The organism is Acinetobacter sp. 102 (genome assembly GCF_037028485.1).
Lineage (GTDB): Bacteria > Pseudomonadota > Gammaproteobacteria > Pseudomonadales > Moraxellaceae > Acinetobacter > Acinetobacter higginsii.
Genome location: NZ_JAZEZK010000016.1, coordinates 64,773 through 90,176, shown reverse-complemented (window position 1 = coordinate 90,176; position 25,404 = coordinate 64,773). Strand labels below are relative to the sequence as shown.

Genomic DNA, 25,404 nt, shown 5'->3' with positions numbered 1-25,404 from the left:
CCCTTCGATAATTGTATATCTTGAGTAGCTTGGCTACTCATTCACAATTATGCACGTTCTAGGTAGTCACCAGTACGCGTATCTACACGAACACTTTCTTCTTGCTGTACGAATAATGGAACACGTACTACCGCACCTGTTTCAAGCTTCGCTGGCTTACCGCCACCGCCAGAAGTATCACCACGTACACCTGGATCAGTTTCAATAATTTTCAACACAACAAAGTTTGGTGGATTTACGTTCAAAGGTACGCCATTGAATAACATGATCGTACATTTTTCATTTGAATCGTCCTTTAACCATTTCGCAGCATCGCCCATTGCTGTTTTATCAGCAGCGATTTGCTCGAAAGATACAGGATCCATGAAGTTCCACATTTCGCCATCGTTGTAGAGGTAATCCATTTCTACTTCTACAATATCAGCTGCTTCTAAAGAATCACCTGATTTGAATGTTTTTTCTAATACTTTACCAGAGCGAAGGTTACGTAATTTCACACGGTTAAACGCTTGACCTTTACCTGGTTTTACATATTCATTTTCCATGATTGAACATGGGTTGCCATCAAGCATAACCTTAAGGCCTGCTTTAAAATCATTTGTAGAATAATAGGCCATGAAAGGCGCACTCCAAACTTAAAAATCAAATCTTATGGGCTTGTTTAACATTCATATTTGGTTGCGGCACAGGAGATTTTTTCGACGATACAAGGCATGGATGGTGAAATTTAGTTATTCTAAATGAACCATACATAACGCAGTAGCTACAAAAAAATCTCCCTGTCCCGTAGGGTTATGGCTAAAATTTCCTCATACTTCGTTATGAAACTTGGCAAGGGAATAGCCATTCCCTGCGTTTCACGCCTCGCATGATTAAATTTTAACCGATAACGCAATTCATATATGAACGTTAAACAAGCCCCAATGCTAGACTAGGCACACAGCTGCGGCTAACACTATTTTTACGTATGGCATGATAAACTATTTACATCAAGAGCAAAACTGGCAATCACAACTCAGTGACCTAATTACTGATCCTTTAGAGCTGTTAAATCTGCTTGAGTTATCTACCGATCAACTATTATCAGGGGCAATCCTCGCCTCTGAACAGTTTAAATTGCGCGTGCCACGTGCATTCGTCGGAAAAATGACCATTGGCGATCCGCTTGACCCTCTGCTATTGCAAGTCTTACCCCATCATCTCGAACTGGAAGAACATCCTGAGTTTGTGACGGATCCTTTAGGCGAAGAAGCCGCAAATCAAATGGCGGGGGTTTTACATAAATATCAATCACGTTTTTTGCTGACCTTAACAGGTGCATGTGCGATTCACTGTCGCTACTGTTTCCGTCGTCATTTCCCGTATCAGGAAAATCTTCCTAAAAATGACGATTGGTTAAATATCAAACAGTATATTGAGCAAAATCCACAAATCAATGAAGTGATTTTGAGTGGTGGTGACCCCCTTACGTTAAACAATCGAAAAATTTCGTTGTGGCTAGAACGAGTCGCATCTCTCCCTCAGATTAAGATATTGAGAATTCATTCACGGGTTCCTATTGTGATCCCGAATCGTATTGATGAAGAGCTGATTTCTATATTAAAAAACAGTAGGCTACGTATTGTAGTAGTGGTACACTCAAATCACGCAGCTGAACTTGATGATTTCACTTGCTCGAAGTTGCTACAGTTGTCATTCCAGCATATAACCGTCCTAAATCAGGCAGTTTTGCTCAAAGGTGTGAATGATTCTGCAGAAACTTTAAATGCATTGAGTAGCCGTTTATTTGAAGCACGAGTAATGCCCTATTACCTTCATGTTTTGGATAAAGTTAAAGGTGCTCAGCATTTTGATTTAAGATCTTCAGAGATAGATCAGATATACAGTGATGTATTAGCGAGTTTACCAGGATATCTCGTCCCGAAACTCGTCAGGGAAATTGCGGGCGAAAAAAATAAAACACCGCTTTTTGGGGTTCAAACATTCTGAGATTGATAACACAATGATGAATAATGCTTTTTCGGATATTTTTCAAATTCCAACAGTCTTAAGACGGGACAAACTTAGCTTTTGTGATACCAATTCTAAAAGCCTGAATGAATGGATTTCAAATCTATCCATTATGCAGTTGGGCGATACCTCCAAAGCACTATTTGCAGCTTTATTAGAGCTGAGTGAACTGGAATGTTCGGAAACTTTACGTTTTGACTTGGTTCAGGTTCTGCACCCAACCATTGAAAATGTTTTGGGAAGTCTGGAAAAGAACTTTTTCAATCAGGGCGTGATTAGTTCAGATCGTAATGAACATATTATTGAACTGGCCATGTTACTGCGTTGCTACTTCGCTGCAATCTATATCAATATTGTGCGTCGCAGTAATGACCAGCTTGATCAGCAAAAGTTTTCTATTTTCGCTCTGAATCAAAAGAAAAATCTGCAAACAGCAAGAACACTTGCCACCTTTCAATCGTTACAGCAACTGACCCAATTACTCTATCAACAACATATGTTGTATAGCGAGCCAGTTGCTGGGCAGTGGTTAATTGCCCATCAGCTCTATGATGCAGCAGTGACACATAAATATCAGCATACCAACTTAGATCAGTCTCAGGGTAAACCAAGTTCGATTACCAATATTACTCAGGCCTATGCTCAACTGATCTTGATGGATATTTTTAATACCAATCAAATTCGCCAATCTGAAATACAGGCTCTGTTTCAGTGTAGTTTTGACTGGGCAAAAATGGTTCAAATTTTGGCGAAGGAAACAGATTTAACCAAGTATGTAGTAGATACCAGTAAAGACCATCCGCCGATTTATAATAAAAAACAAAGTTCTGGCTTCAACCCAAACATCTTTATCAGCACACATAGTTTGTTGGATCATGTCACAGCAACACTGCATAAAAATGCAGAATATATTTCTAAAAATGAAAAAATCTATTTAACCCCAGCACTGAAATTTCATGTGCAAACTATTTTAGGTACAACTGCAGAACGCCGTCATGAGCGTTATGAATACTCAGCGCAACTGCATATTTGCTTTGGTTTACTGACTGCGCACTTCTATCTCTCCAAAGCTAAGAATTTCGCAGAGACCTTATTGCTAGACCACAGTTATGGTCTACAAAATGAATCGAAGTTTATGTCGGCTTGGGACAAAAAAAGTGCTTCTGACAACCAAGAGTCTGCGATTCAACGTTTAAGTCGTGAAAGTAAAGCCGTTTATCAAGCTGATATTCTAGATATTAGTGTCAATGGTTATCGTATTAAGTGGTCTGGAGAAGCACCAAAGAATCTAAGAACTGGCGAATATATTTTAGTCAAAGAAACATCACATGGGCATTGGCGTGGAGGCGTCATTCGTTGGCTCAAACAATCAAGCGAGAAAAGTCTAGAACTCGGTTTAGAAGTATTAGCACAAGAGATCTTCCCTTGTGCTGTTCGCATACAGGCTGATCGACATATCAGTAATTATCATCCAACACTTTTATTAAAAAACCAAAATCTGGATGAAACAAAAACAACTTTAATTTTACCAGGTTCGCAAATTTTTAGAGAACATCAAGCTGTTCATTTAAGATTGGGGAAAGAGGAAGTCAAGGTGTATTTATTAAACGCACAATTAATTACCCAGAGTTTTGTTCAATTTGAATTTGAACTGCTAAATGATGAGGAACTTCCGGTTCTTCAAAAATATATGGCACAAAAAAATATGGACACAATTGATCAAGATTTATGGGAAGCATTAAAGTGAGAAATTCTTTACTGTCTAAGAAACTCAAACGGACAGAAACCCGTTTACTAATTATTGACGACAATCAACTTCGTTATAATCAAATTGCCGCGATCTTTAAGGGGCAAGATCATCAAATTCATGCCACCTTATTAGATGATCTTAAAACATTTGAAAAACAGTTAAATTTACCCTGGGATATTGTGATTTTTGGTCGTGCTTATGACTTAAAAATCGAACAAACCCTATCCTTGATTCAAGCTTCATCGCAGCCAAGCTTACCTGTGTTGTTACTGGAACCTGATGACTATAACCATGATCACTATCAGACCTATATTCACAAAGGCATCTATGATGTTTTGAATCTTAAAGTACCTGAAACGTTCTATATCAGCATGATCCGTGCATTGTCTTATAGTCGTCTGGTTCAAGCTGAACACCGCTTGCTCAATGAACTGGAAGCAGCGCAAACGCAAGCTCAATCCTTAGTCGCAGAGACGCATAAAGCTGTTGCCATTTTACAAGAAGGTATTCACATCAGTGCCAATACTGAATATGCCAACCTATTTGGATTTGCGAGTGAAGATGAACTGATTGGCTTACCGATCCTCGATGTTTTGCAACCTGAAGATTTAGCACAATTTAAACTGCGCTTTAAAAAGATTTCTCAAGGTCAATTCGAGCAAGGACGTTTTGAGCTGCGTACTCAAAATACAACTGTGAAGAACAACCCATTACATCTTGAGTTTTTACCTTCAGGCAATGAAGAGGAAATTCAACTCAATATTGAATGTGGAACATCATCACAAGTAACTGCAGCACCTGCAACTGTCATTTCATCTGAGAAAGTATCCAATTTAAATAGTGCTTTACAACAGATTAATCGACAGCTGACCAATCATCCAGCCAATGCCAATGCAGTTGTGCTGTTTAGCCTGAGCAGTTGTCCAAATGAGGTTTTTCAAAGTGATTGGCGTAGCACTAAAGCTTATTTTGCCAATATCCAAAACTTTATCAAAGAACAAGTCAGCGCTCCTGTTTATCCAGTCGATAACACACTCTACGTTGCTTTGTTTCAAACTGAATCTAAGAATGTTTTAAATTCATTGCTGATCGGTTTAAATAGCTTGCAGAAACCACAACTGTTAGCAACCGCTCAACATACCTTCCCTTTGCATCTTAAATTGGGTTATTGCGAACTTGCACAAGCCATTCCAGATGAAGCGGTTTTTGAGCAAGTCCTAAGTAAAGCATTCACTACGGCTTTACCAGTATTCAATAGTCCAAAAATTGATACTGATATTGGTTTAACAACCGAACACATTCCAACAAAAGTCCAGTTAAGCTTGTTACAAGAACTAAAACAGAAACTGGATATCGGTGATATTCATCTTAAATATCAGCAGCTTTATGATAAACAAGATCAGCATACACATACTTATGAGGTTTCTGGCGGTTTTATCTATAACAATCAATGGCAAGACTTAAGTGATCTAGCCGATCTTAAAGATGATGTTGAATTATCAGTTCAACTAGACCGCTGGATTCTTGTTGAGGCATGTAAGCAATTACATAACTTCATCACTCAATATCCAAAAGCCAAGCTGATTGTCAACCTCAATCATCATGTGTTATTGAATGATCAAAAACTCCCAGAGTTAGTTGCAAAATTACTCACTATTATTGGCAGTAAACAAGCACACCCATTAATTCTGCAATTTTCTGAACAAGCACTGCAACAGAACCTATCGCAAGCACAGCCACAAATTGCCTTGTTGCGTCAACATGGTGCTGAAGTTTCGATCCGAGGTTTCGGTGATTCACTTTATAGTGACTCGATGCTGCAACAGATTGATGCTCAATATTTGAGTCTACATGGCAAATTGACCAAAATGCTTGCCTCTGAAAAAGACATGGCAAACTTACAAGAAAAAATCCTGCATTTTATTGGCCAAAAACCTGTGGAAATTTTCTTGATGGAACTCAATGACATGAACCTGTTTGCCAATGCATGGAATGTTGAAGCACGTTTTTTACAAGGGAACTACTTCCAGAAAAAGCTTGATCGCTTAACCGATGTACAAGACCAATAAGGTCTTGTACACCACTGTCTATATACATTATCGATAAAATATAGGCACAAAAAAACGGGCATATCGCCCGTTTTTTCTTTCTTGATATTAACGTTTGACAGAACGTGACATACCAGAGAAACGTTGTTTGAATTTGTCGATACGACCGCCAGTGTCCACATTCTTTTGTTTACCAGTATAGAATGGGTGGCAAGCTGAACATACGTCAAGGTAAATTGTTTCTTTACCAAGAGCAGAACGAGTTTCGATTACGTTACCACATGAACAAGTAGCAACTAAGTTTTCATATTTAGGGTGAATATCGGCGCGCATGGTCGATGCTCCTATTTAGTAAGAAAGGCTTAAGCTGTTATCGCAATTGATCACTCTCAACTTGAGGAAAGCAAAGTGTTTTCACACTTGCAGATCAACACCACAACAGACCATTTCTTTTGACTCACCGAGACTCTAAAGGTCAGAGCAAAGCCAACAAGTGCCGAAGATTATACGCCAAAAAATTAAATTTTGCGAACTATTCCTGATTTGATTTTGACCAACGATTCGCAATCATCCCACAAACCATCAACTGAATTTGATGGAAAATCATAATTGGCAGTACGATCATACCTAAAGGCTGCCCGATAAACAGGATTTGAGCCATTGGCACCCCGCTCGCCAAGGTTTTCTTGGAGCTACAGAAGAAGATCGTCACTTGATCAGCATGATTAAAACCTAACCACTTAGGTACATACAACGCAAGCAACATCACGAGAGTCAATAATACCGAACATGCAAATACCAGATACAACAAGGTTAAACCACTGACCTGATGCCATAAACCTGCCACTACAGCACTACTGAATGCCCCATAAACCACCATTAAGATCGATCCCTGATCGAACGCTTTGACGATACTAGGGACTTTGACCATATATGGAAAAACATAAGGACGTAATAATTGCCCTAAAATAAAAGGCACCAGTAGTAACAAGGTGATTTGAATAATTGATGTGGTCGGATCAAAACCATGTTGGCTTTGTCCCAAAATAAAATAGCTCACCAAAATCGGGGTAATAAACATCCCGATAATATTGGAGAAGGATGCGCTACATACAGCGGCTGCCACATTACCCTTAGCCATCGAAGTAAATGCAATAGAGGATTGTACTGTTGATGGCAAAAAGCACATAAATAAGAAACCCCAATACAACTGCTGCCCCAGTAGAGGTTCCAACACAGGTTTAGCCAGCAATCCAATCGCAGGAAAAATCACAAACGTAAAAGCAAACACCAAAGCATGCATTTTCCAATGCAGCATCCCTTCAACCACGGCTTCACGTGATAACTTAGCGCCATGTAAAAAGAACAGCACAGCAATTGCGACCGTGGTTAAAATATTAAAATAATGTGCAATCTGACCTGAGACGGGTAAAAAAGTCGCCAGTACTACCATTGCGATTAATAATATTGTAAAGCGGTCCACTGCCAGTTGCTTCAACATAACTTATCCCTATCTACTCACTAAAACTAAAAAGCCCAATATGATGTTGTTGATCATTTGATCGCATCATCATACTGGGCTATATAAATAAAGCTAGGGCTTTAGATTAGAAATCTTGGACTCAATAGACCAAAGATTAATTATTACGTGCGTTTTGATCCTGTTGAATCAATTCAACTTTATAACCATCTGGATCTTCAACAAAGGCAATCACTGTAACACCACCTTTCATTGGACCCGCTTCACGTACGACTTTTCCACCACGTGCTTTGATTTCTTCACATGCTTTATAAGCATCATCAACACCAATGGCGATATGACCATAAGCATTACCTAAATCATAGCTGGCTGTGTCCCAGTTATGCGTGAGCTCAAGCACAGTGTTGTTTTCTTCATCGCCGTAGCCAACAAAAGCCAAGGTAAAACGCCCTTCTTCGTAATCACGTTGGCGTAGCAATTTCATACCAAGTACCTCAGTGTAGAACTTCAAAGATTGTTCTAAATTACCTACTCGTAGCATCGTATGTAACATGCGCATAGTTATTCACCTGTCTGTTGAGTTGTTTGGTTTTCATGATCGCGTAACAGTTTCGCAACCCATACCACTAAAACTAAAATTGGAATACCAATTAAAGTCGTCATTAAAAAGAAATTCGGATAACCAATATTGCTGACAATCGTTCCTGAATAACCACCCAATAATTTTGGTGTTAAAGTCATTAATGAACTGAAAATCGCATATTGAACTGCAGTAAATGATACGCTGGTTAAACTCGATAAAAAGGCAATAAATGCCGCGCCAGCTAAACCTGAAGCTAAATTATCGACAATAATGGCAAAATATAACCATAACGAGCTATAACTTTTAATCACCTTACCAGACAATTCAACCATACCTGATTGAGCTGGATCAACCACAGTAATCGGTTGAATATCCACATTTAAATCCGTCTCTGCATGAGATGCCGTATCAACCCGATATTGTCTGCTTGCCAACAATTCACTGCCCGTATTGTTGGTTAAATTAGCCAAAGCCATAATGGTCTTGGTCGGTGATGCTTGCAAAATTTTGCCATCAATCACACCTGTGAATAAGCCATTTTGATCAACTTTCGCTACAAATTCCTGCCCATCTAATGTTAAAACGACAGGACGTTCTGCATTGAGTTGCTCAGCTTTTACACCGGCTAACTGACCTTTGATTACCAGACTTTGTTTTAACTCTTTCGGCGTGAGTTGATCATCACCACTCATTGGTAGCAGTTGAATCTGGGCGTGTTGCGCATTCACCAGATAAGGAACTTCAAACTGAGCCTTCGAGTCTGCTTGGTTTTGATATTGAGTACTGACCTGAACCGTATTTGCTTTAGCTAAGACTTCATTTGGGACTTGTAACTTCCAATATCCCACCTCGTCGGTCTGCACTTGATAATACTGAGCGCCCACTTGGACTTCAACCTGATCCAATGGCTTGCCAGATTTAACTAAACCGATAAAGATCAAATTGGTTGAGCTTGCCAATACTGCACCAACGAACATGAGTTTCATAATGTTCATACGTTGCGCCAACAGGCCACCTAAGAAGCCACCGACCAAACTAAATATTACACCATAGATTTTGACCGCTTCAGCAATCTGCTCTTTACTAAAGTTTAGATCTTGATAGAACACATTTGAAATCACCCCTGCAATAATGTCAGAGATACGAAAGAAACCAATTAACAGTAATAAAACCAATGCTAGTTTAACGCCATAGCGCTTGAAGAAATCCAGAATCGGTGCGACCCATGTTTCTTTCGCCATTTGCTGATTGACAACACCCATTTTAACCAGCCCAAAACCGATCAATAAGGCAGTTGCGGTTGCAGTTAAAAAGCGCAGCGCTTCTAAACCAAATAATGCAGCGGTGTCTTTAATTGCTGCTGCCTTGGCAATGGCCTCAGTAACGTTACCTGAATAAATATAGCTCACCACAAAAGTTGCAACCGCGATAAAAAACACAAACACCAAACGGTAGTAATCCGTGGTTTTATAATGTTTATAAACGCGATTCACTTGCGGTTCACGAACACATAAGGTGGTGATAATACCTACCACCATCACTGCGGCCATGGTTAAATAGGTATATTTCCAAGCTTCATAGATGTAATTACCTTTGGCCGTTCCCAAATAGGCTGCCAAGAATAACGCTCCTGCACCAGCAACAATCATCCCAATACGATAGCCCGCATTGTAAGTTGAAGCCAACACAGTTTGCATTTCAGTTTCAGCCAACTCAATACGGTAAGCATCAATCACAATATCTTGTGTTGCAGCTGAGAAGCCCAGTAATACTGCACCAAATGCCATTTGGATTAAATAGCTTTGACCAAGCGCAGGATCTGAAAAAGCCATAATACAAATTGCACAGATAATTAAACATTGTGCAATAAGCAACCAAGCACGGCGACGACCTAAACTCTTGGTTAAAAATGGGACCGGTAATTCATCAATTAATGGTGCCCAAACAAATTTAAAGGAATAACCCAACGCGGCCCAACTAAAAAAAGTGACTGCACTTTTATCAATACCAGCCTCACCTAGCCATAACGATAAGCTAGAAAAAATCAATAAAATTGGAATCCCTGCGGAGAAACCAAGAAATAACATAATCAGAGCACGGCGATCCAAAAATGCTTTAAATGCCGATGCCCAACCAGAGGCTTGAGTTGTCATTGGTTATTATTTTCCATGAACATGCGTGAATGTGCTTATTCAATCGTTTCTTGCCCTTGCTTGCAAGTTGCTTTATGCAATCATTCTTTTGTTTTGTCGATAAAAAACACAAGTTCGCTTGATCTTTAGGGCTAAAACTGTATACCTTTAATTACTCAACTTTAGTTTATTTGTTGGATAGCAACAGTGACCCAAAAACTCGATCAAATGACTGCAACAACTTTATCATTAACACCAACAAACACTATCACCGCAAATATAAACTCTTTACCAAGCGCATTTGACCAGACGGACATACAAGCAACACTGATTAAAACCGCACTACGTGCAGACCAACTCACTCATATTCCAGACCTAGCTGAAATACCAAGTTCGACCAAACGCATCAAGCCGCTCAATAATTTTTTAGGGCAAGATCGCGCACGTGCCTCTGTTGAAGCTGGTATTTCATTACCCTACTCAGGCTATAATATTTTTGCTGTTGGCACGGCCGGATTAGGTAAACGTACCATGATCAAGCGTTTGCTGCAGCAACACGCCAAAACCATGCCGACACCAAATGATTGGGTCTACGTAAACAATTTCAAAAATCCAAGACAACCAATCGCGCTGCACTTTCCTGCAGGACAAGGCACCAAATTTCAAAATACATTGCAACAAGCATGGCAAATCATTTTGAAACAATTGGAACGCCGTTTTAGTGCAGAAAGTTATCACAACCGTATTGAGCGTATTCGTCAAGATACTGGAGATGTACAACAGCAAGCTTTGGTTGAACTCACTAAAGAAGGCGAAGAGCTCGATTTAAAATTAGTTTCTCGCAATGACAAACATGTCTTTATAGCAATGCAGTTACGAAATGATGAATATCATGAATTAACGCAGAATGAGCTCAATGCACTCCCAACCAAAGAACGTACAGAAATTAATTCTAATATTCGTTATATGGAGAAAAAGCTAGAGCGCTTAGGTTTACATCTAGGTGATTTAGAAGATGATGCACGCGATCAAGTTTCGAGCCTCAATCGAGATATTGCGACGCAAGTGGTCATGCCACGCATTGAGTCCATCTTAAATAAGAATAAAGAGGTGAAAGGCTTAGATTTGTTTCTAAAACACTATGCTGAAGACATTATTGATAATGTTGAACTGATTTTAGAGCAAGAAGAAGATGACTTTACCCCTGCCTTATTTAATCGTGTCCCGTCACGTTATCAAGCCAATGTGATTGTTGCCAATAAACCGAATAGCGGTGCTCCCGTTATTTTTGAAGATTTTCCAACCCACTACAACTTATTGGGTCACGTTGAGCAACTCACACATAATGGTACGATCACGACTGACTTCACTTTGATTCGTCCAGGCTCGTTGCATCAAGCCAATGGTGGCTTTCTCATGCTTGAAGCTGAACAATTGCTTGAGCAGCCGTATGCATGGCAAGGTTTAAAGCGTGCCTTAAAATCAGGACAACTTAAGCTCTCATCACTCGAACACATGCTGACCTTAACAGGGAGTATTTCAATTGAGCCAGCTTCAGTTCCGCTTGATATTAAAGTCATTTTATTGGCCGAACCTGAAATTTATTATGAAATTCTGGAAGTTGAGCCAGAGCTAGGTAGTGTCTTTAAAATCCGTGCTGACTTTACCGATACATTACAACGTAATGACAGTAACGAACAAGCTTACATGCAGTTGATTGCCGATTATGTGCAAGCTGACAAGCTCCTTCCATTTGATCGCTCTGCGCTCGCGGCTTTATTGACCGATTCAAGCCGCCAAGCCGAAGATCAAAGTTCACTATCACTCCACGCCTCAACGCTGGGTGATTTAATTCGTGAAGCGCATCATCATGCTTTTAAAGCGGATGACAAGATCGTCACTGATCAGCACGTTAATCAGGCCTTACATCATCGTCAATATCGCTTAGGCTATTTACGTGAATTGTATTGGCAAGACCTGTCTCGTGGAACACAGCTGATTGAGACTTCAGGACATCGTCTTGGTCAGATCAATGCCCTCTCTGTGATTCACTATGCTGATGTTGAGTTTGGTCTACCTTCTCGCTTGACCGCATCTGTGTATCAAGGTGGCGGTGATATCCTCGATATTGAGCGTAGTGTAGAACTCGGTGGTTCACTGCATGCCAAAGGCGTCTTGCTGATGTCGAGCTTCTTAAAAGCTCATTTCGGTCGTGAGCAAATTCTACACTTCTCTGCTGCATTAGCGTTTGAACAGAGCTATGGGCAAGTCGATGGTGATAGTGCTACGGTTGCAGAACTTTCAGCGCTTATCTCTGCGATCTGCCAAATTCCAATTGATCAGTCTTGGGCAATCACAGGCTCGATGAACCAGTTGGGTCAAGTACAGCCAATTGGTGGTGTCAATGCCAAAATTGAAGGCTTCTATGACGCTTGTAAATTGCAAGGTTTAACTGGCAAACAAGGTGTCATCATCCCGCGTCAAAATATGCAGCACTTGATGTTACGTCAGGATGTAAGCGATGCTGTCCAAGCTGGACAATTCCATGTTCATGCGATTGATACCATTGATCAAGCTTTAGAAATCTTAATGGCACGTCCAGTCGGAACCCTTGATAAAAAGGGTCGCTATAGCAAAAACTCGATCTATGCTGCAGTGATGGAGCAACTTGAATATTGGCAAGCGATCGAGGATGGCGAAGCCGTTGAGGACGAGGAGCCAAAGAAAAAGAAGAAGCGAAAAAAAACCAAGAAGGATGAAGTTTCGGCGAAAACTTCTGAAGAAACAGCGGTTGAAGCAAAGAGCTTAAAACCACTCAGCAAAAAGAAACGAAAATAGAGCTAAAGAAAAAGCCATGTTCCTTCAGGAACATGGCTTTTTTTATTAGGCTACGCCCTGCAAGGAACGCCCACCAGGAAGTTGAGCAAAATATTGCTTCAGCGCATCAATACAACGATGTACTTTCATTGGGTATTGCTCACGCTTAGAGGTTAAAGCATGCAAGGTATACGCTGGCAATTGCCAATCGGGTAATACCTCAACTAAAGAACCATTAATCAATTCTTTTTGAATATCCATATACAAAATACGTGCAACACCATGCCCTTGTTGGCATAGTGATTTTGCGACAAAGACATTATTAGTCCCTAAACGTGATTTCATATCCACATTGACAACTTCACCACTGGTACCATGACGGAATGCAAAATGTTGGTAGCCTTGCATTAACGTGATTGGCAGTAATTCATGGTGACGTAAATCTTCTGGACGAGTAATCGGCTGAGCTTGATTGAGATAACTTGGTGAAGCAACCAACACCTGATCTACACGAGCTAAAGGTACAGCTGCTAATTGATGATCATCAACTTTCAGACTCATACGAATCGCAATATCAATACGTTCTTCGATTAAATCAATATAACGGTGATCCGCTTCAAAATGGATGGCTAAGCCTTTATGCGCTGACATCCAATGTGACAGTGCGGGAATCACATGTAGTGCACCCAACTCTGGCGTAGTTGCAATACGTAAATCTCCAACGAGATCGTCCCGCAATTCATTGATTCTGATTTTGCCACGTTCAGCCGCAGCTAACATTTCTTGGCAACTTAAAAAGAATGCTTGTCCTGCTTCTGTGAGACTGAGTTTTCGAGTTGAGCGATGGAGTAACGTAACATCCATTTCTTGTTCTAAAGAACGGATTTGTTGACTGACTGCGCTGGTTGTAATTCCTAAGTCTCTTGCTGCACCACTAAAAGAGCTTTTTTCCACAACACAGGCGAACACCCCCATTGCACGCAATTGATCTAGCATAGACTTCCCTCTTACCTTAATTTATTAATATGCTTATTGTTCTAATGAAAGCAATCTCATTTCAGTATACAAGGAAGTCTATTTACGCACTAGAGGATTATTAATAAATAATTGAAATATTGTTAATAATCTTAAGGTTAATTTGGTAAAACTGTGACTGGATTCACAGGTTTCCCGTCTAAGCGGACTTGGAACTCCATCATGACACGTGAAGCGCCCGATGAACCCATTTCTGCAATTTTTTGCCCCGCAGTCACGGTATCGCCACTCTTGACTAACATTTTGCTGTTATGAGCATAAGCCGTGATATAACCATCGATATGTTTGACTAAAACAAGATTACCGTACTCTTTTAAACCATCTGCGGCATAGACAACTTGCCCATTTGCTGCTGCGAAGATTGGATCCCCTTCATTACCACCATAACGCGTTCCTTTTACATTACTCGCCATATTATAGCTTTGAATAATTGGTCCATTCGATGGCTTCACCCAACGTAGACTTGATGCCAAGGTCGTAGATGGATTCACAGGCACTGCTGGAACCACTGGTCTTGGGATCGCAGGCTGTGTTTTTGGAGCCACAGGTTGCTGAGTCGGTAAATTAATGCTTTGACGTTGAATTGGTGCGGTCTGTGTCATTGCTTGCGTAGAGGTTGTACGTTGTGCGACAGAACCTTTTAAACGTAGAGATTGATTGACATAGATACGGTACGGCGGCGCAATACCATTCAAAGCTGCAACATCTAAGTAGTTCAAGCCATAACGATTTGAAATCGCGCTTAAGGTATCGCCAGAGCGAACCGTATAATAATTTGGTGCTTGCACATAACGCGCGCCACCATTTACTTGCGGTTTAGATGCACAACCCGTCATAACTGCCACTGTTGCAACCGCCATAGACAAAACGATTGTTTTAATCATTTTCTGTGATAGAAAAACCGAGACATGGTTTAAGTGCATCTTCGCCCTCATCGAAAAAAACCTTAATTCATTATTACATTTGCGCCTAAGAGTACCAAAAAAGTGAGAAAAAACGAGTTCTCACTTTCTATATTCACAAAGTTATAACATTCATACGGCTAACCATTTACATGAGCATGCAAATTTTCAAGCACAGCATAGTTGGTTGCATCCATCTGGATTGGAGTAATGCTGACATAACCGTTCGAAACCGCAAAGAAATCGGACTGAATATCACTGGATACTGCTTGTGGATCGGTAATCGCCTCTCCTGCCAACCCAATCCAATACACCTGACGACCACGCGGATCAACATGACTACTAATTGGCTTGGATTGAGCACGACGCCCCTGATAGGTTACCTGTGCGCCCTTAAGCTGTTCAATATCTGGAATGTTAATATTAAAGATATGACGTGGTGGTAAAACAGGGAGTCCTTTCGCGATAAAATCATGAACCCACTGCGCTGCCACTGCATAATGTTGTGGGTGTTCATAAGAACGTACATTTGATCCAGCTAAAGAAACTGCAATCGCAGGATGTTTCATCAAGCGCCCTTCAAAAGCTGCACCCACCGTACCTGAATATAAAACATCATCGCCAAGATTTGCACCACTATTGATGCCACTCACGACAAGATCAAATTCAAAATCAAATAGCCCATTCATGGATAAATAGACACAGTCCGCAGGTGTTCCATTGACTGCCCACACATCTTCAGAAATTTGTATAGGCCGCAAAGGGCGATCAAGTGTTAAAGCGCTAGAATAACCGCTGCGCTCACTTTCTGGCGCAACCACTACAACACGGCCCAAAGGTTTTAATGCTTGCGCTAAAGCTTGTAGCCCAGGTGCAAACACACCATCATCATTTGCTATTAAGATATTCACTGGAATCTATTCTCTATTTGGGGATAACTGGTATTTCAGCCACTCCCTGTGTTTAGGCCAACATAATTTAAATCAGGCATGAAACCTAGGCAATGACACTGCCCTTGTCAAGTTTCATCCTCGAATTAGAGACAATTCTAATAAACTGCGCGCAAAGAACCTGACACAAATTGATTTGAACGTTCAACAAAGTTGATAAGATAAACTGAATATGACCCATGCCATCAACATCGTTGAACTGTCAACTGACCTCAGCTTACTCAACAGTTTTTCCAATTGAATTATTCCTTGAATTATATATATTTAGGTCTTCATAGTATTAGAAATTTATACAGCCATGAGACATTTATCTAATTTTATCCGAATTTTTGGGGTGAGTTTCACACTTTTAGCAGCACCTACTGTTTTTGCTGATGAAGCGGTTTCTGTAAAAGAAGCAGATGCATTGATTAAAGATGATATCGCCAATGCACAAGTACTGGTTGAAATGTGCCCAAACTTGATTGGTAAAAATGCTAAATTTGACCAAAATATCAAAAAAATGATGGGTTCATATTTAAGTAATTATTCTGATAAATCTGCTTCTTTGGACAGCTTACAGAAAGATGCTGAGTTTAAAACTTTGCTAAAAGATGCTCGTGAAGCAGCATCAGAAATGGATAAAGCCGAACAAAAATCAGTATGTGAAGAAGTAATTAATTTTGAAGGTTAATCACTTTTAGAAATCTGATGTGGTTTTAACGATTGAATGAGTTAAAACCACTTCGCTGTATCTAATTAATAAAAGTTCTGATATTGCTCGAATAATACTTACCAAGCATCCGGTTCACGAACCATATGAATAATATTAGCTGGACTAGCAATCCACCCTCCTCGAAATCCCTCTGCTAAGGGTTCAATTGCATCACAACGAATTACACCCGCCGCTTCCAAATATTCAGCAGCTTCTGAGAAATTATCGGTAAACAATTCAAGCCAAAGCTCAGCTTGACTCATCTCAGGTGCCGCAGCGATCCATAATTTAACGGGTCCAAGTTCAAAGCCTATATCAGGCAGTTTTTCTGTAATTTGTTTAAGCCCAATCACATCACGATAAAACTCGACGGTAGCTTCAAATTGATGTGGTGGAAGTTTAAGTGCAATATCAACACCACCTGTGAATTTTGCTTTCATCTTATTACTCCTGTTATCTACAGACTTCTTATTTTCTCTCGCATTTTTTTATTTACTTTGCGTGCCTATCATCCTGTGGCTTAGTGGCTTCTTCCATGCTCATCGCAATCCTATTAAGATAAACTCATCTTAAATCGCCTACTTTTAAAGCAAACCATGTACAAGCAAGCATGTCAAAACATAGCTCATCAAACCTCAAAAAGATTACTACATTATATCTATACCCACATTTTCTCCATGCTTCCTACAGCAAACATACATTTTTTAACATGCTTTTGTGCTATAAGTTGTTCAAATTCTTTAAGTCTTGTTTTTGAGTTTGATTTGTTATGAAGAAAAATGTTTTTAAAACACTAGGTTTATCATTCCTCATCGCCTCAAGTGCGCTTGCGCCAACAGCATTTGCAGCTGAAAAAAAGTCAGAACCTGAAAAGATTGAAGTCACGCCTATGTCTGATAGTGTGACCAAGCAAGAACTTGCTGCTATCTATGTTCTTTCTGAAATTTGTCCAAGTTTAATTGGCAAAGATTTAAAATTTAATAAAGCCTATGACAACCTCGTTAAAGCTTATTTAAACAATGAAGCGAATGCCGTTGAAACCCTCAATAAACGCGTCAAAGGCAAAGACTACCAAGAGGCATTAAAAGAAGCGCGTGCTGATGCAAAAGCAGCTTCTGATGATGATAATCGCCAGATTTGCGATGATGTTCGTAATTATTACTCGAAATAATCCGACCAATTAAGCTTCAGGTTACAATACTGTATGAAAAAGCCGACTTCCCCCGTAGAAGTCGGCTTTGCTTTGTCCTAAAATGCTAGGCTCGTCTGCTTCATACAAGATATTGGAACCACCTAGAATGACTCAAAAAAGCGCTCTTGCTGCATTACTCCTTTTGCCAAGCTTTTCATATGCAGCAACTGTCCTATCTGCTCCACCAGAATTAAATAATAAATCTTATGTATTGATGGATTACGAGACTGGACAGATTCTCGCTGCTAAAAACGAAGATGAAAAACTTGCACCTGCTTCAATGACAAAAATGATGACAAGCTACATCATTGAGCAGAAACTTTTAAAGGGTGAATTAACTGAAAACGAACAAGTACGCATGAATGAATCTGCGTGGTGTCGTGGTAGCAGTTCTGAATCATGTATGTACGTTCCTTTAAATGGCACGGCAACAGTTTTAGAAATGCTACGTGGTATTATTATCCAGTCAGGTAATGATGCATCTAAAGCAATGGCCGAACACATTGCGGGCAATGAAGGTACTTTTGCCCACATGATGAACCAAGAAGCAAAACGTGTGGGTATGGTGAATACGCATTTCATCAACTCAACAGGTATGCCAGCTGATGGTCATTATTCAACAGCAAAAGATATGGCAATTCTTGCTCAGCACATTATCAAAGATAGCTCTAAATACTACCCAATTTATTCTGAAAAAGAATTTACTTTCAACGGGATTAAGCAAGGCAATCGTAATGCCCTGCTTTATACAGATCCAAGTGTTGATGGTTTAAAAACAGGTCATACCAATGAAGCAGGTTTCTGCTTAACCACGTCAAGTAAACGCGGTCCAATGCGTTTGATCTCGGTGATCTTTGGTACACCAAGCATGAATGAACGTGCCAGCCAAACACGTACATTATTGGCTTGGGGCTTTGCAAACTTTGAAACTGCAAACGTTCAACCTGCTAACCAAGTTCTTGCAAAAGCAAAAGTATGGTTTGGTAAACAAGACGAAGTTCAAATTGGCTTAGCTGAAAACTTCAATGTGACTATGCCTAAAGGCCAAGCAGACAAGATTAAAACTCAGCTTGTGGTTCAACCAAAACTGAATGCACCTTTAGCCAAAGGTCAAGTGGTTGGTAAATTAGTCGCGAGTCTTGATGGCAAAGTGATTGCTGAAAAACCACTGGTTGCATTAAAACCTGTTGAAGAAGCTAGCTTCTTTGCACGTATGATTGACCATATCAAAATGTTCTTCAGTAACTTATTCTAAATTTTAGAAGAGTACGATTAAGCATTCATGCTCTTGGGCATGGATGCTTTTTTATTTTATAATTCCTTTAAATTTTCCGATCGAAAGCCATTATGCCAAAGAACATCCGTCCTTATTTAGACCAAAAACCTGACGTTGGTTCAAGCTGCTATGTAGATGAGATGTCAGTTGTAGTTGGTGATGTCAAATTAGCAGAGAATGTTTCCGTCTGGCCTTTTGCTGTGATTCGTGGTGATGTAAATTCGATTCAAATCGGCAAAAACAGCAATGTGCAAGATCACTGTATGTTACATGTCAGCCACAAGAATCAATCCAAACCGAATGGTTCTCCGCTGGTCATTGGAGAAGATGTAACTGTTGGGCATCATGTGACTTTACATGGATGCACCATTGGTAATCGTGTCTTGATCGGGATTAATACCGTGGTGTTAGATGATGTTGTTATTGAAGATGATGTGATGATTGGTGCAGGTAGCCTTGTTCCACCACGTAAAGTGTTAAAAAGCGGTTATCTCTATGTTGGCAGCCCGGTACAGCAAGTTCGTGCACTGACTGAAAAGGAAATGGAATTCCTTCCTTATTCAGCACGTCATTATGTAAAAGTGAAGGATAATTATTTAGATCAAGATAAGTAATTTTAAAATCAGCATATAACAGGTGTTAAATGGTGATTAAATATGTGTCTTAAACACTAAGAGTAGTGAGATATTAAAGCTCACATAAAGAACAATTCACACCTCGGCAGTTATGCAACACCGATGTCCGAGCACTTTTTTTGCTGGTCCCAGGCCCTCCAACCAAGGGCCCTGCCAGTTGCTCGGCACTCGATGAGGGTCGCCATTTATTTTTGACTGAGATCTTTTGATGCCCTGTAATCATTGGTTTCAATAAAATGGATTGCTGGCAATACGGGCAAGATATGTTATCCCTTGCAATACTGGCCATTGGGACATTCTGCTCGAAAATCCCTTCACAATGTTCACATCTAAAATCATACAGTGGCATCTTAAAATCCTTCTTTAGCGATCAATCTTGCATTCATCCAAGACTAACGATGTCCCCAAAACTTATTCTCGTTTAAGGCACCTTGCGGCAAAATATTCTTCTCAAAGATAGAGGTTGGTAAAGAAATTGTGCAGGCACAGTTTGGAATATCCACAATACCACCGATACGCCCTTCAACAGGTGCAGCGGTCAGCAACATATAGGCCTGAGATCCCGTAAAACCAAAATTCTCAAGATATTTAATCGCCTTTAAACAGGCCTGACGATAAGCAACCGTAGCATCCAAGTAATGATTTACCCCATTTTCCACACTGATGCCTTCAAAGGTTAACCACTGATCGTAATTAGGTCTGACATTGCTTGGAACAAAGATCGGTGAATCAATATTATATTTTTCCATTCCTCCTTTAATCAGGTCAAAACCAACACGCGTTACCCCATCCATTTCAATCGCACCACAGAATCCGATTTCGCCATCACCTTGTGAGAAGTGTAGATCACCCATCGAGAAGCCAGCGCCTTTCTGATACACAGGAAAATAGATACGACTGCCCGCAGCTAGATCTTTAATATCGGTATTACCGCCATGTTCACGCGGCGGCACTGTACGAGCCGCTTCAACTGCCATCCGATCAAACTCTGCCCCAGTCACACCTCGTAACACCGCAGTTCTTGGATCAGGTGGATTAGCCTGCCCCTTAGGCACCAATAAGGCCTCTCTACGATTCCACTCTTTTAAAAGCTCATGTGAAGGAAGCGTCCCCATTAATCCTGGATGTTTTAAGCCCGCAATACGAACACCAGGGATATGACGTGACGTTGCAAATAATCCTTTTAAATCCCAAATTGCCTTATCCGCTTCAGGGAAATAATCCGCTAAAAAACCACCGCCATTTTCTTTCGCAAAAACGCCAGAAAAACCAACTGCTGAGATTGGTTGAATATCCAAAAGATCAATCACCAATAAATCGCCCGGCTCAGCACCCTCGACATAAAAAGGTCCTGTCAAAGGATGTGCTCGAGTGAGATCAACATGTTTTACATCAGACACATCATCGGTATCTTTAATTTGTGCATCTAAGAAATCTAGGCTTTCAATGAGAATTTCTTCGCCTGGTTTCACCGATGTTAAAAATGGAATATCTGGATGCCAGCGATTATGGCCAATCTCTGCTTGTTCTGCTAAAGCGACACCAGGTTTAATTTTAATATGTTGCATAATACTTTAACTCCGTGTGCTGTATATGAGCCTAATTCTTCATCTGTTCTACTTCTAAATTATTGAAAGGCCTAAGCAAATAATACATCGCTTAGACGGAATTATTATTTTTACCTTGCGGTCAAAAAATACACTAGCACATTCTGTTTTTTTGAAGCAATTCCTTTTCGATTCTCAACACATCAAATACACACGGGTCACAGCAAATATTTTTCTTCTACTTTAGCCAATTAACCTTCCTATGTAGCCAAAAACAGTCAAATTTTATACTCTTAGGTAAAGGGTATTTATTTCAACCAGTAATGGGATAAGCAAAAATTACAGCAAATGAGCTTCTATCCAAGCATACGTCTCTCTTAAGCGATTTAAAGAAATCACATCAGTTAACGTGGGTTTATCAAGTTCTTGCAACAAGAAATACAGTCGATCTTTTTGCTGAGGATAGACCTGTATCGTTTCTTCGACGGTGTCATTTAAACTTAATGGCCATTCCTCAATATGCCTCATTGTTAAAGGCAATAGGCGAATCATTCTTTTAATTAAAGATTTTTTTAAGTTGAGCAACTCAGCTTGAGGCTTGTCATTTACTTCCAACACATCCAAATATGCTTGTATTTCCTCGTGATATCCATCATTGATTGCTTGGATCACCTGTCTATCAATCTCGATATCCTTGAAAAAACAGCTTAAATCCCTCCCATAAATATTGGTACAAAAAAACTTAATCCACGCTCCCCATCGACTCTTATTTTTCTCATGCAGAACTTCGTTTAAATAGCCAACATCGACATCAATCTTTGCAATAAATGGATAGATACTAATAAGCTTTACTTTAATTTCAGCAATTTTTTGATCCAGATGCTCAATTTGATGCTTAAAAACCACACATATATCTAAATCTGACCGATCAACAACCGCTTTCCCTTTCGCGACACTTCCATAAATATAAAGGCTATCAAGCTCAGTTGTGAACTCTCTGGTAAAAACCGAGATTAGATCTTTTAAAACTGGCTGATATGCCTTTTGAATCATATTTATATCTCTACGCAGGAATATATTAAAAAGACCATCACCGTCTATTTTTATTTAATAAATACCCTATATTAGTTATATTTTCTATTGAATTAATTAATAGTATTAAATACTTCAGGAATTTTTATGAGCAAAAAAATAAACTATTTATATTTTTCTCTATGGAGTTGTGTTTGTTTATCAGCATGTACTAAAACGACATTGGATAAAGATATTTTAGACAGCTCTTCTACTGCTCCATCACTTAATTTAGTTCTCAATTCCATAGTAAATGATATAAAAAACAAAGAAGTTTTTAGAAATAATTTACAGAAATGTCCAGCAAGCTCCTCTCCCATAATACAAACATTACTTTCAAGCACTTCTGATAGCACAATAAATGCTTGTGAAGATAATCAATCAGAATGTTATCAATTATGTTTAAAAAATGACGCCGTTGCTTGTTACTTTTCAGCCTTATCACTACAAGAAGCGAATTATAAACTTCCAGCCGAACAATTATTTCAAAGAAGTTGTGAGCTAGGGATCGCCTCAGGTTGCACCAACAGGGCTGCTGGAATGTTGAATTTTAAAGAACACTTAGCTGCTGAACAAAAAAAGTGTATTTTTTCAACATTTGAGAAAACTTGTGACTGGCGTGATCCTTGGGGATGCACCATGTTCGCAGACCAATTAATTTCTGAGGAAAATACTGAACCTAACTATAAAAAAGCTTTAAATGTTCTCAACTATAGTTGTAAATATGGAGGTGATGATCCAGCATGCCAATCGGCAAAAGAACTACGAAAATTTATTAATAGTAAAATTAAACACGAATAAAAGCAGTTAGCGGCTAAATCTACGATTCAACCACCATAGCCAAAAACTCTCAAATTTTGTAGAATACGTTTTTTAAAATCATGGTGCTTTCTATGACCGCTTGGACACCTCATGTCACAGTCGCCACTGTTGTCGAAAAAGACGGACGTTTTCTGTTTGTTGAAGAACACAGCGAGGGCTTTGTACATACCGTGTTTAATCAACCGGCAGGTCATGTCGAATGTGACGAAACCATTATTCAAGCAGCGATCCGTGAGACCTTAGAAGAAACAGGTCATCATGTTGAAATTGATCATCTGCTTGGAATCTATACCTATACCCCACCAATGTTTCCTGATCGTACCTACTACCGTTTTTGCTTCTTGGCCCATGTCACGGCAGTTGAAGAAAATGCGCAACTGGATACAGGTATTGTTGGTGCTGTATGGATGAACTTGGATGAGTTACAAGAAACAGCACGTGCGCGTAGCCCATTGGTTTTAAAAGCCGTTGAAGATGCCCTAGCTGGCAAAAAATATCCTTTATCGCTTATTTATGAGCACCCTTTTTCTCCCTCATTAACTTCTCATTTGGATGCTTAATTAGATGCAACAACGTGTCATCGTCGGTATGTCTGGTGGTGTAGACTCCTCCGTTTCTGCCGCATTATTACTTCAACAAGGATATCAAGTTGAAGGCCTTTTCATGAAAAACTGGGAAGAAGATGATGGTACGGATTACTGCACAGCACTGGAAGACTTAGCAGATGCTCAAGCCGTTGCGGATAAAATTGGCATCAAACTGCATACTGCCAACTTTGCCATGGAATATTGGGATCGTGTCTTTGAGCACTTCTTGGCTGAATATGCTGCAGGTCGCACACCAAACCCTGATATCTTATGTAATAAAGAAATTAAATTCCGTGCCTTCCTCGATCATGCCATGACTTTGGGTGCAGACTTTATTGCAACAGGTCACTATGCACGTCGTGGTGCAAGCACACAAAACTCACGCGGCGAGACTTATGCCCCATTGCTCCGCGGTGTCGATAACAATAAAGACCAAACCTATTTCCTGCATGCAGTTCATGGCCGTGAAATTAACAAAACCCTGTTCCCTGTGGGTGAAATTGAAAAGCCAGAAGTCCGTCGTATTGCAGAACAACTTGATTTAGCAACAGCCAAGAAAAAAGACTCAACGGGTATTTGCTTTATTGGCGAGCGCCGCTTTACAGACTTCCTTAAACAATACTTACCTGCACAAGCCGGAAAAATTGTTTTGGAATCAGGTAAAGAAGTTGGTGAACATCATGGCTTGATGTACTATACGCTGGGTCAACGCGGTGGTATTGGTATCGGTGGTATGAAAGGTGTACAAGAAGGTGCATGGTTCGTATTACATAAAGATATTGCCAATAATCGCTTGGTGATTGGTCAAGGACATGAACACCCACTGATGCAAAGTACGCAGCTTTGGAGTGAGTCAATTGATTGGGTTGCAGGTGAACAGGACATTCCATCGGCTGGATTCCGCTGCACAGCGAAAACCCGTTATCGTCAACCTGATAAAGCGTGTACCATATATCGTGATGAACAGACTGAAAATGGTATCCGTGTTGAGTTTGATGAGCCGCAACGCGCTGTGACTCCAGGACAAAGCGTGGTGTTCTATTCTGGAGAGGTCTGCTTAGGTGGTGGTGTTATTCATCATACCAATGCACCTGAACCAGATTTTATTTAAGGAAATTGGAAGCGAAGCATGGTCGAGTTACCCTTTCAGCACACTCAAGCGTTGAATGTTAGACAGAACCGTGCTCTAGCATTGGCCGCAGTCTTTCAGGCAACTCAGTTAACACATATGACTGCGATGGCTGGCCAGCAAAGCATTGGCGATAGTGGTAATTTCTATTTTGAGTTATTGATTAAAGCCAGTCTGAATATTCGTCCTGCAGCAAATAATGCCACTCAGACCTTAGATTTTTTTAATCAACTTGCAGACATTTCACTCGGATTAAAAACATTAGAAGGCTGTATTACCCAGCCTTTTAATACCGCACCAAAATCCCGAGTTCCTAAAATGTCGACAGCAAAACTACCCATGTCCTATGCGATGGCCCTGTTGCAGTTGGAAAAGAAAGTCTACAGTAACCCTGAATACGTAAAAATTATAGAAAGCTCGCAACAAAAAATCTTAAAGCAACTCTCCTTTTTCGATAATAACTATTTACACCCAAGCATCATTGCCAACCTTGCACAAACCTATGTAGAAACGGCAGGACAGATTAATCCGCGTATTTTAGTCCGTGGTAATGCCGAAGCATTTAAAGACATCAATCATACCAACCGTATTCGTGCATGCCTCTTTACAGGCTTACAACTTGCGCATTTATGGAAGCAGCTCGGTGGAAGCTCTTGGAGTATGATCTTTAGTAAACGCAAATTATTGCAAGATATTCAAGCTCTCGCTCGTTTGCAGTATCAGGTGGTATAGACCGATGCTACA

24 protein-coding genes are annotated in these 25,404 nt (G+C 40.1%); 12 read left to right on the top strand and 12 right to left on the bottom strand.

Translation table 11 applies throughout. The features are described from left to right. Positions 1-47: 47 nt before the first annotated feature. The gene (gene efp / locus WA352_RS15880; RefSeq protein WP_004808248.1) at positions 48-617 is read right to left on the bottom strand and encodes an elongation factor P; all 570 of its coding nucleotides are present in this window, start codon (positions 615-617) and stop codon (positions 48-50) included. A gap of 355 nt (positions 618-972) precedes the next feature. Between efp and epmB the strand changes: the two genes are divergently transcribed. Genes epmB through WA352_RS15865 form a run of 3 tightly spaced genes read left to right on the top strand, consistent with a single transcriptional unit; the run spans position 973 to position 5,829 of the window. Further along, positions 973-1,989, top strand: coding sequence for an EF-P beta-lysylation protein EpmB (epmB, locus tag WA352_RS15875; protein ID WP_005145955.1), 1,017 nt, complete (start codon positions 973-975; stop codon positions 1,987-1,989). Between the two features lie 13 nt (positions 1,990-2,002). After that, positions 2,003-3,757 (top strand): hypothetical protein, encoded by a 1,755-nt coding sequence (locus tag WA352_RS15870; RefSeq protein ID WP_005202631.1) that lies wholly within the window; start codon positions 2,003-2,005, stop codon positions 3,755-3,757. Then, entirely contained in the window at positions 3,739-5,829 is a 2,091-nt protein-coding gene (locus WA352_RS15865; protein ID WP_336143224.1) for an EAL domain-containing protein, read from the top strand. The genes WA352_RS15870 and WA352_RS15865 overlap by 19 nt, the downstream gene beginning before the upstream one ends. An 87-nt stretch (positions 5,830-5,916) precedes the next feature. Here WA352_RS15865 and rpmE read toward each other — a convergent pair whose 3' ends face one another. The 4 genes from rpmE to WA352_RS15845 all read right to left on the bottom strand — a co-directional run bounded on the left by rpmE (position 5,917) and on the right by WA352_RS15845 (position 10,024). Then, positions 5,917-6,141 carry a 50S ribosomal protein L31 gene (gene rpmE / locus WA352_RS15860; RefSeq protein ID WP_004808257.1) on the bottom strand — a complete coding sequence of 75 codons (225 nt, stop codon included), beginning with the start codon at positions 6,139-6,141 and terminating at the stop codon, positions 5,917-5,919. Positions 6,142-6,340: 199 nt separating this feature from the next. Beyond that, positions 6,341-7,309, bottom strand: coding sequence for a bile acid:sodium symporter family protein (locus tag WA352_RS15855; protein ID WP_336143221.1), 969 nt, complete (start codon positions 7,307-7,309; stop codon positions 6,341-6,343). Positions 7,310-7,445: 136 nt separating this feature from the next. After that, a complete protein-coding gene (gene gloA, locus WA352_RS15850) occupies positions 7,446-7,847 on the bottom strand; it encodes a lactoylglutathione lyase (RefSeq protein WP_004808260.1) in 402 nt (133 codons plus the stop codon). A 2-nt stretch (positions 7,848-7,849) separates the two neighbouring features. Further along, positions 7,850-10,024, bottom strand: coding sequence for an AmpG family muropeptide MFS transporter (locus tag WA352_RS15845; protein ID WP_336143219.1), 2,175 nt, complete (start codon positions 10,022-10,024; stop codon positions 7,850-7,852). A gap of 186 nt (positions 10,025-10,210) precedes the next feature. Here WA352_RS15845 and WA352_RS15840 point away from each other — a divergent pair, with 186 nt between their 5' ends. Beyond that, entirely contained in the window at positions 10,211-12,841 is a 2,631-nt protein-coding gene (locus tag WA352_RS15840; RefSeq protein ID WP_336143217.1) for a Lon protease family protein, read from the top strand. 45 nt (positions 12,842-12,886) lie between these two features. Here the strand turns inward: WA352_RS15840 and WA352_RS15835 are convergent, their stop codons facing one another. From WA352_RS15835 to surE, 3 genes are all read right to left on the bottom strand, one after another. After that, the gene (locus tag WA352_RS15835) at positions 12,887-13,816 is read right to left on the bottom strand and encodes a LysR family transcriptional regulator (protein ID WP_004808267.1); all 930 of its coding nucleotides are present in this window, start codon (positions 13,814-13,816) and stop codon (positions 12,887-12,889) included. A 137-nt stretch (positions 13,817-13,953) separates the two neighbouring features. Further along, on the bottom strand, positions 13,954-14,778 hold the full coding sequence (locus tag WA352_RS15830) for a peptidoglycan DD-metalloendopeptidase family protein (RefSeq protein WP_336143214.1): 825 nt from the start codon (positions 14,776-14,778) through the stop codon (positions 13,954-13,956). A 119-nt stretch (positions 14,779-14,897) separates the two neighbouring features. Beyond that, on the bottom strand, positions 14,898-15,668 hold the full coding sequence (surE, locus tag WA352_RS15825) for a 5'/3'-nucleotidase SurE (protein WP_005202622.1): 771 nt from the start codon (positions 15,666-15,668) through the stop codon (positions 14,898-14,900). A 337-nt stretch (positions 15,669-16,005) separates the two neighbouring features. Here surE and WA352_RS15820 point away from each other — a divergent pair, with 337 nt between their 5' ends. Continuing rightward, on the top strand, positions 16,006-16,380 hold the full coding sequence (locus WA352_RS15820; RefSeq protein ID WP_336143212.1) for an MCR_0457 family protein: 375 nt from the start codon (positions 16,006-16,008) through the stop codon (positions 16,378-16,380). Between the two features lie 98 nt (positions 16,381-16,478). Here WA352_RS15820 and WA352_RS15815 read toward each other — a convergent pair whose 3' ends face one another. Beyond that, entirely contained in the window at positions 16,479-16,841 is a 363-nt protein-coding gene (locus WA352_RS15815; protein ID WP_336143210.1) for a VOC family protein, read from the bottom strand. Positions 16,842-17,170: 329 nt separating this feature from the next. On the opposite strand from WA352_RS15815, the gene WA352_RS15810 reads away from it, so the two are divergent. The 3 genes from WA352_RS15810 (at position 17,171) to WA352_RS15800 (ending at position 19,483) form a co-directional block, all read left to right on the top strand. Continuing rightward, the gene (locus WA352_RS15810) at positions 17,171-17,572 is read left to right on the top strand and encodes an MCR_0457 family protein (RefSeq protein ID WP_004808275.1); all 402 of its coding nucleotides are present in this window, start codon (positions 17,171-17,173) and stop codon (positions 17,570-17,572) included. A 127-nt stretch (positions 17,573-17,699) separates the two neighbouring features. After that, on the top strand, positions 17,700-18,848 hold the full coding sequence (dacC, locus tag WA352_RS15805; protein WP_004808276.1) for a D-alanyl-D-alanine carboxypeptidase PBP5/6: 1,149 nt from the start codon (positions 17,700-17,702) through the stop codon (positions 18,846-18,848). 92 nt (positions 18,849-18,940) lie between these two features. Continuing rightward, on the top strand, positions 18,941-19,483 hold the full coding sequence (locus WA352_RS15800; RefSeq protein WP_336143208.1) for a gamma carbonic anhydrase family protein: 543 nt from the start codon (positions 18,941-18,943) through the stop codon (positions 19,481-19,483). 73 nt (positions 19,484-19,556) lie between these two features. On the opposite strand, the gene WA352_RS15795 is transcribed toward WA352_RS15800, so the two are convergent. The 3 genes from WA352_RS15795 to WA352_RS15785 all read right to left on the bottom strand — a co-directional run bounded on the left by WA352_RS15795 (position 19,557) and on the right by WA352_RS15785 (position 22,104). Next, complete coding sequence (locus WA352_RS15795; RefSeq protein WP_336143207.1) at positions 19,557-19,853, bottom strand: FmdB family zinc ribbon protein; 297 nt, start codon at positions 19,851-19,853, stop codon at positions 19,557-19,559. Between the two features lie 43 nt (positions 19,854-19,896). Next, positions 19,897-21,072, bottom strand: coding sequence for a formamidase (gene fmdA / locus WA352_RS15790; protein ID WP_004652821.1), 1,176 nt, complete (start codon positions 21,070-21,072; stop codon positions 19,897-19,899). 318 nt (positions 21,073-21,390) lie between these two features. Further along, positions 21,391-22,104 (bottom strand): nucleotidyltransferase domain-containing protein, encoded by a 714-nt coding sequence (locus WA352_RS15785; protein WP_336143202.1) that lies wholly within the window; start codon positions 22,102-22,104, stop codon positions 21,391-21,393. Positions 22,105-22,230: 126 nt separating this feature from the next. On the opposite strand from WA352_RS15785, the gene WA352_RS15780 reads away from it, so the two are divergent. The 4 genes from WA352_RS15780 to hflD all read left to right on the top strand — a co-directional run bounded on the left by WA352_RS15780 (position 22,231) and on the right by hflD (position 25,392). Then, positions 22,231-22,923 carry a hypothetical protein gene (locus WA352_RS15780; protein WP_336143200.1) on the top strand — a complete coding sequence of 231 codons (693 nt, stop codon included), beginning with the start codon at positions 22,231-22,233 and terminating at the stop codon, positions 22,921-22,923. A 92-nt stretch (positions 22,924-23,015) separates the two neighbouring features. Beyond that, positions 23,016-23,504, top strand: coding sequence for an NUDIX hydrolase (locus WA352_RS15775; RefSeq protein WP_032865053.1), 489 nt, complete (start codon positions 23,016-23,018; stop codon positions 23,502-23,504). A gap of 4 nt (positions 23,505-23,508) precedes the next feature. Continuing rightward, complete coding sequence (mnmA, locus tag WA352_RS15770) at positions 23,509-24,642, top strand: tRNA 2-thiouridine(34) synthase MnmA (RefSeq protein ID WP_336143197.1); 1,134 nt, start codon at positions 23,509-23,511, stop codon at positions 24,640-24,642. An 18-nt stretch (positions 24,643-24,660) separates the two neighbouring features. Beyond that, the gene (gene hflD, locus WA352_RS15765) at positions 24,661-25,392 is read left to right on the top strand and encodes a high frequency lysogenization protein HflD (RefSeq protein WP_004652818.1); all 732 of its coding nucleotides are present in this window, start codon (positions 24,661-24,663) and stop codon (positions 25,390-25,392) included. Positions 25,393-25,404 lie beyond the last annotated feature (12 nt).

Coding starts and splice junctions, on each gene's coding strand:
- mnmA (WP_336143197.1), top strand. CDS start 23,509: ATGCAACAACGTGTCATCGTCGGTATGTCTGGTGGTGTAGACTCCTCC.
- fmdA (WP_004652821.1), bottom strand. CDS start 21,072: ATGCAACATATTAAAATTAAACCTGGTGTCGCTTTAGCAGAACAAGCA.
- epmB (WP_005145955.1), top strand. CDS start 973: ATGATAAACTATTTACATCAAGAGCAAAACTGGCAATCACAACTCAGT.
- WA352_RS15870 (WP_005202631.1), top strand. CDS start 2,003: ATGATGAATAATGCTTTTTCGGATATTTTTCAAATTCCAACAGTCTTA.
- WA352_RS15815 (WP_336143210.1), bottom strand. CDS start 16,841: ATGAAAGCAAAATTCACAGGTGGTGTTGATATTGCACTTAAACTTCCA.
- WA352_RS15810 (WP_004808275.1), top strand. CDS start 17,171: ATGAAGAAAAATGTTTTTAAAACACTAGGTTTATCATTCCTCATCGCC.
- efp (WP_004808248.1), bottom strand. CDS start 617: ATGGCCTATTATTCTACAAATGATTTTAAAGCAGGCCTTAAGGTTATG.
- WA352_RS15830 (WP_336143214.1), bottom strand. CDS start 14,778: ATGCACTTAAACCATGTCTCGGTTTTTCTATCACAGAAAATGATTAAA.
- rpmE (WP_004808257.1), bottom strand. CDS start 6,141: ATGCGCGCCGATATTCACCCTAAATATGAAAACTTAGTTGCTACTTGT.
- WA352_RS15800 (WP_336143208.1), top strand. CDS start 18,941: ATGCCAAAGAACATCCGTCCTTATTTAGACCAAAAACCTGACGTTGGT.
- WA352_RS15855 (WP_336143221.1), bottom strand. CDS start 7,309: ATGTTGAAGCAACTGGCAGTGGACCGCTTTACAATATTATTAATCGCA.
- WA352_RS15775 (WP_032865053.1), top strand. CDS start 23,016: ATGACCGCTTGGACACCTCATGTCACAGTCGCCACTGTTGTCGAAAAA.
- hflD (WP_004652818.1), top strand. CDS start 24,661: ATGGTCGAGTTACCCTTTCAGCACACTCAAGCGTTGAATGTTAGACAG.
- dacC (WP_004808276.1), top strand. CDS start 17,700: ATGACTCAAAAAAGCGCTCTTGCTGCATTACTCCTTTTGCCAAGCTTT.
- WA352_RS15820 (WP_336143212.1), top strand. CDS start 16,006: ATGAGACATTTATCTAATTTTATCCGAATTTTTGGGGTGAGTTTCACA.
- WA352_RS15780 (WP_336143200.1), top strand. CDS start 22,231: ATGAGCAAAAAAATAAACTATTTATATTTTTCTCTATGGAGTTGTGTT.
- WA352_RS15865 (WP_336143224.1), top strand. CDS start 3,739: ATGGGAAGCATTAAAGTGAGAAATTCTTTACTGTCTAAGAAACTCAAA.
- WA352_RS15795 (WP_336143207.1), bottom strand. CDS start 19,853: ATGCCACTGTATGATTTTAGATGTGAACATTGTGAAGGGATTTTCGAG.
- WA352_RS15835 (WP_004808267.1), bottom strand. CDS start 13,816: ATGCTAGATCAATTGCGTGCAATGGGGGTGTTCGCCTGTGTTGTGGAA.
- gloA (WP_004808260.1), bottom strand. CDS start 7,847: ATGCGCATGTTACATACGATGCTACGAGTAGGTAATTTAGAACAATCT.
- WA352_RS15845 (WP_336143219.1), bottom strand. CDS start 10,024: ATGACAACTCAAGCCTCTGGTTGGGCATCGGCATTTAAAGCATTTTTG.
- WA352_RS15785 (WP_336143202.1), bottom strand. CDS start 22,104: ATGATTCAAAAGGCATATCAGCCAGTTTTAAAAGATCTAATCTCGGTT.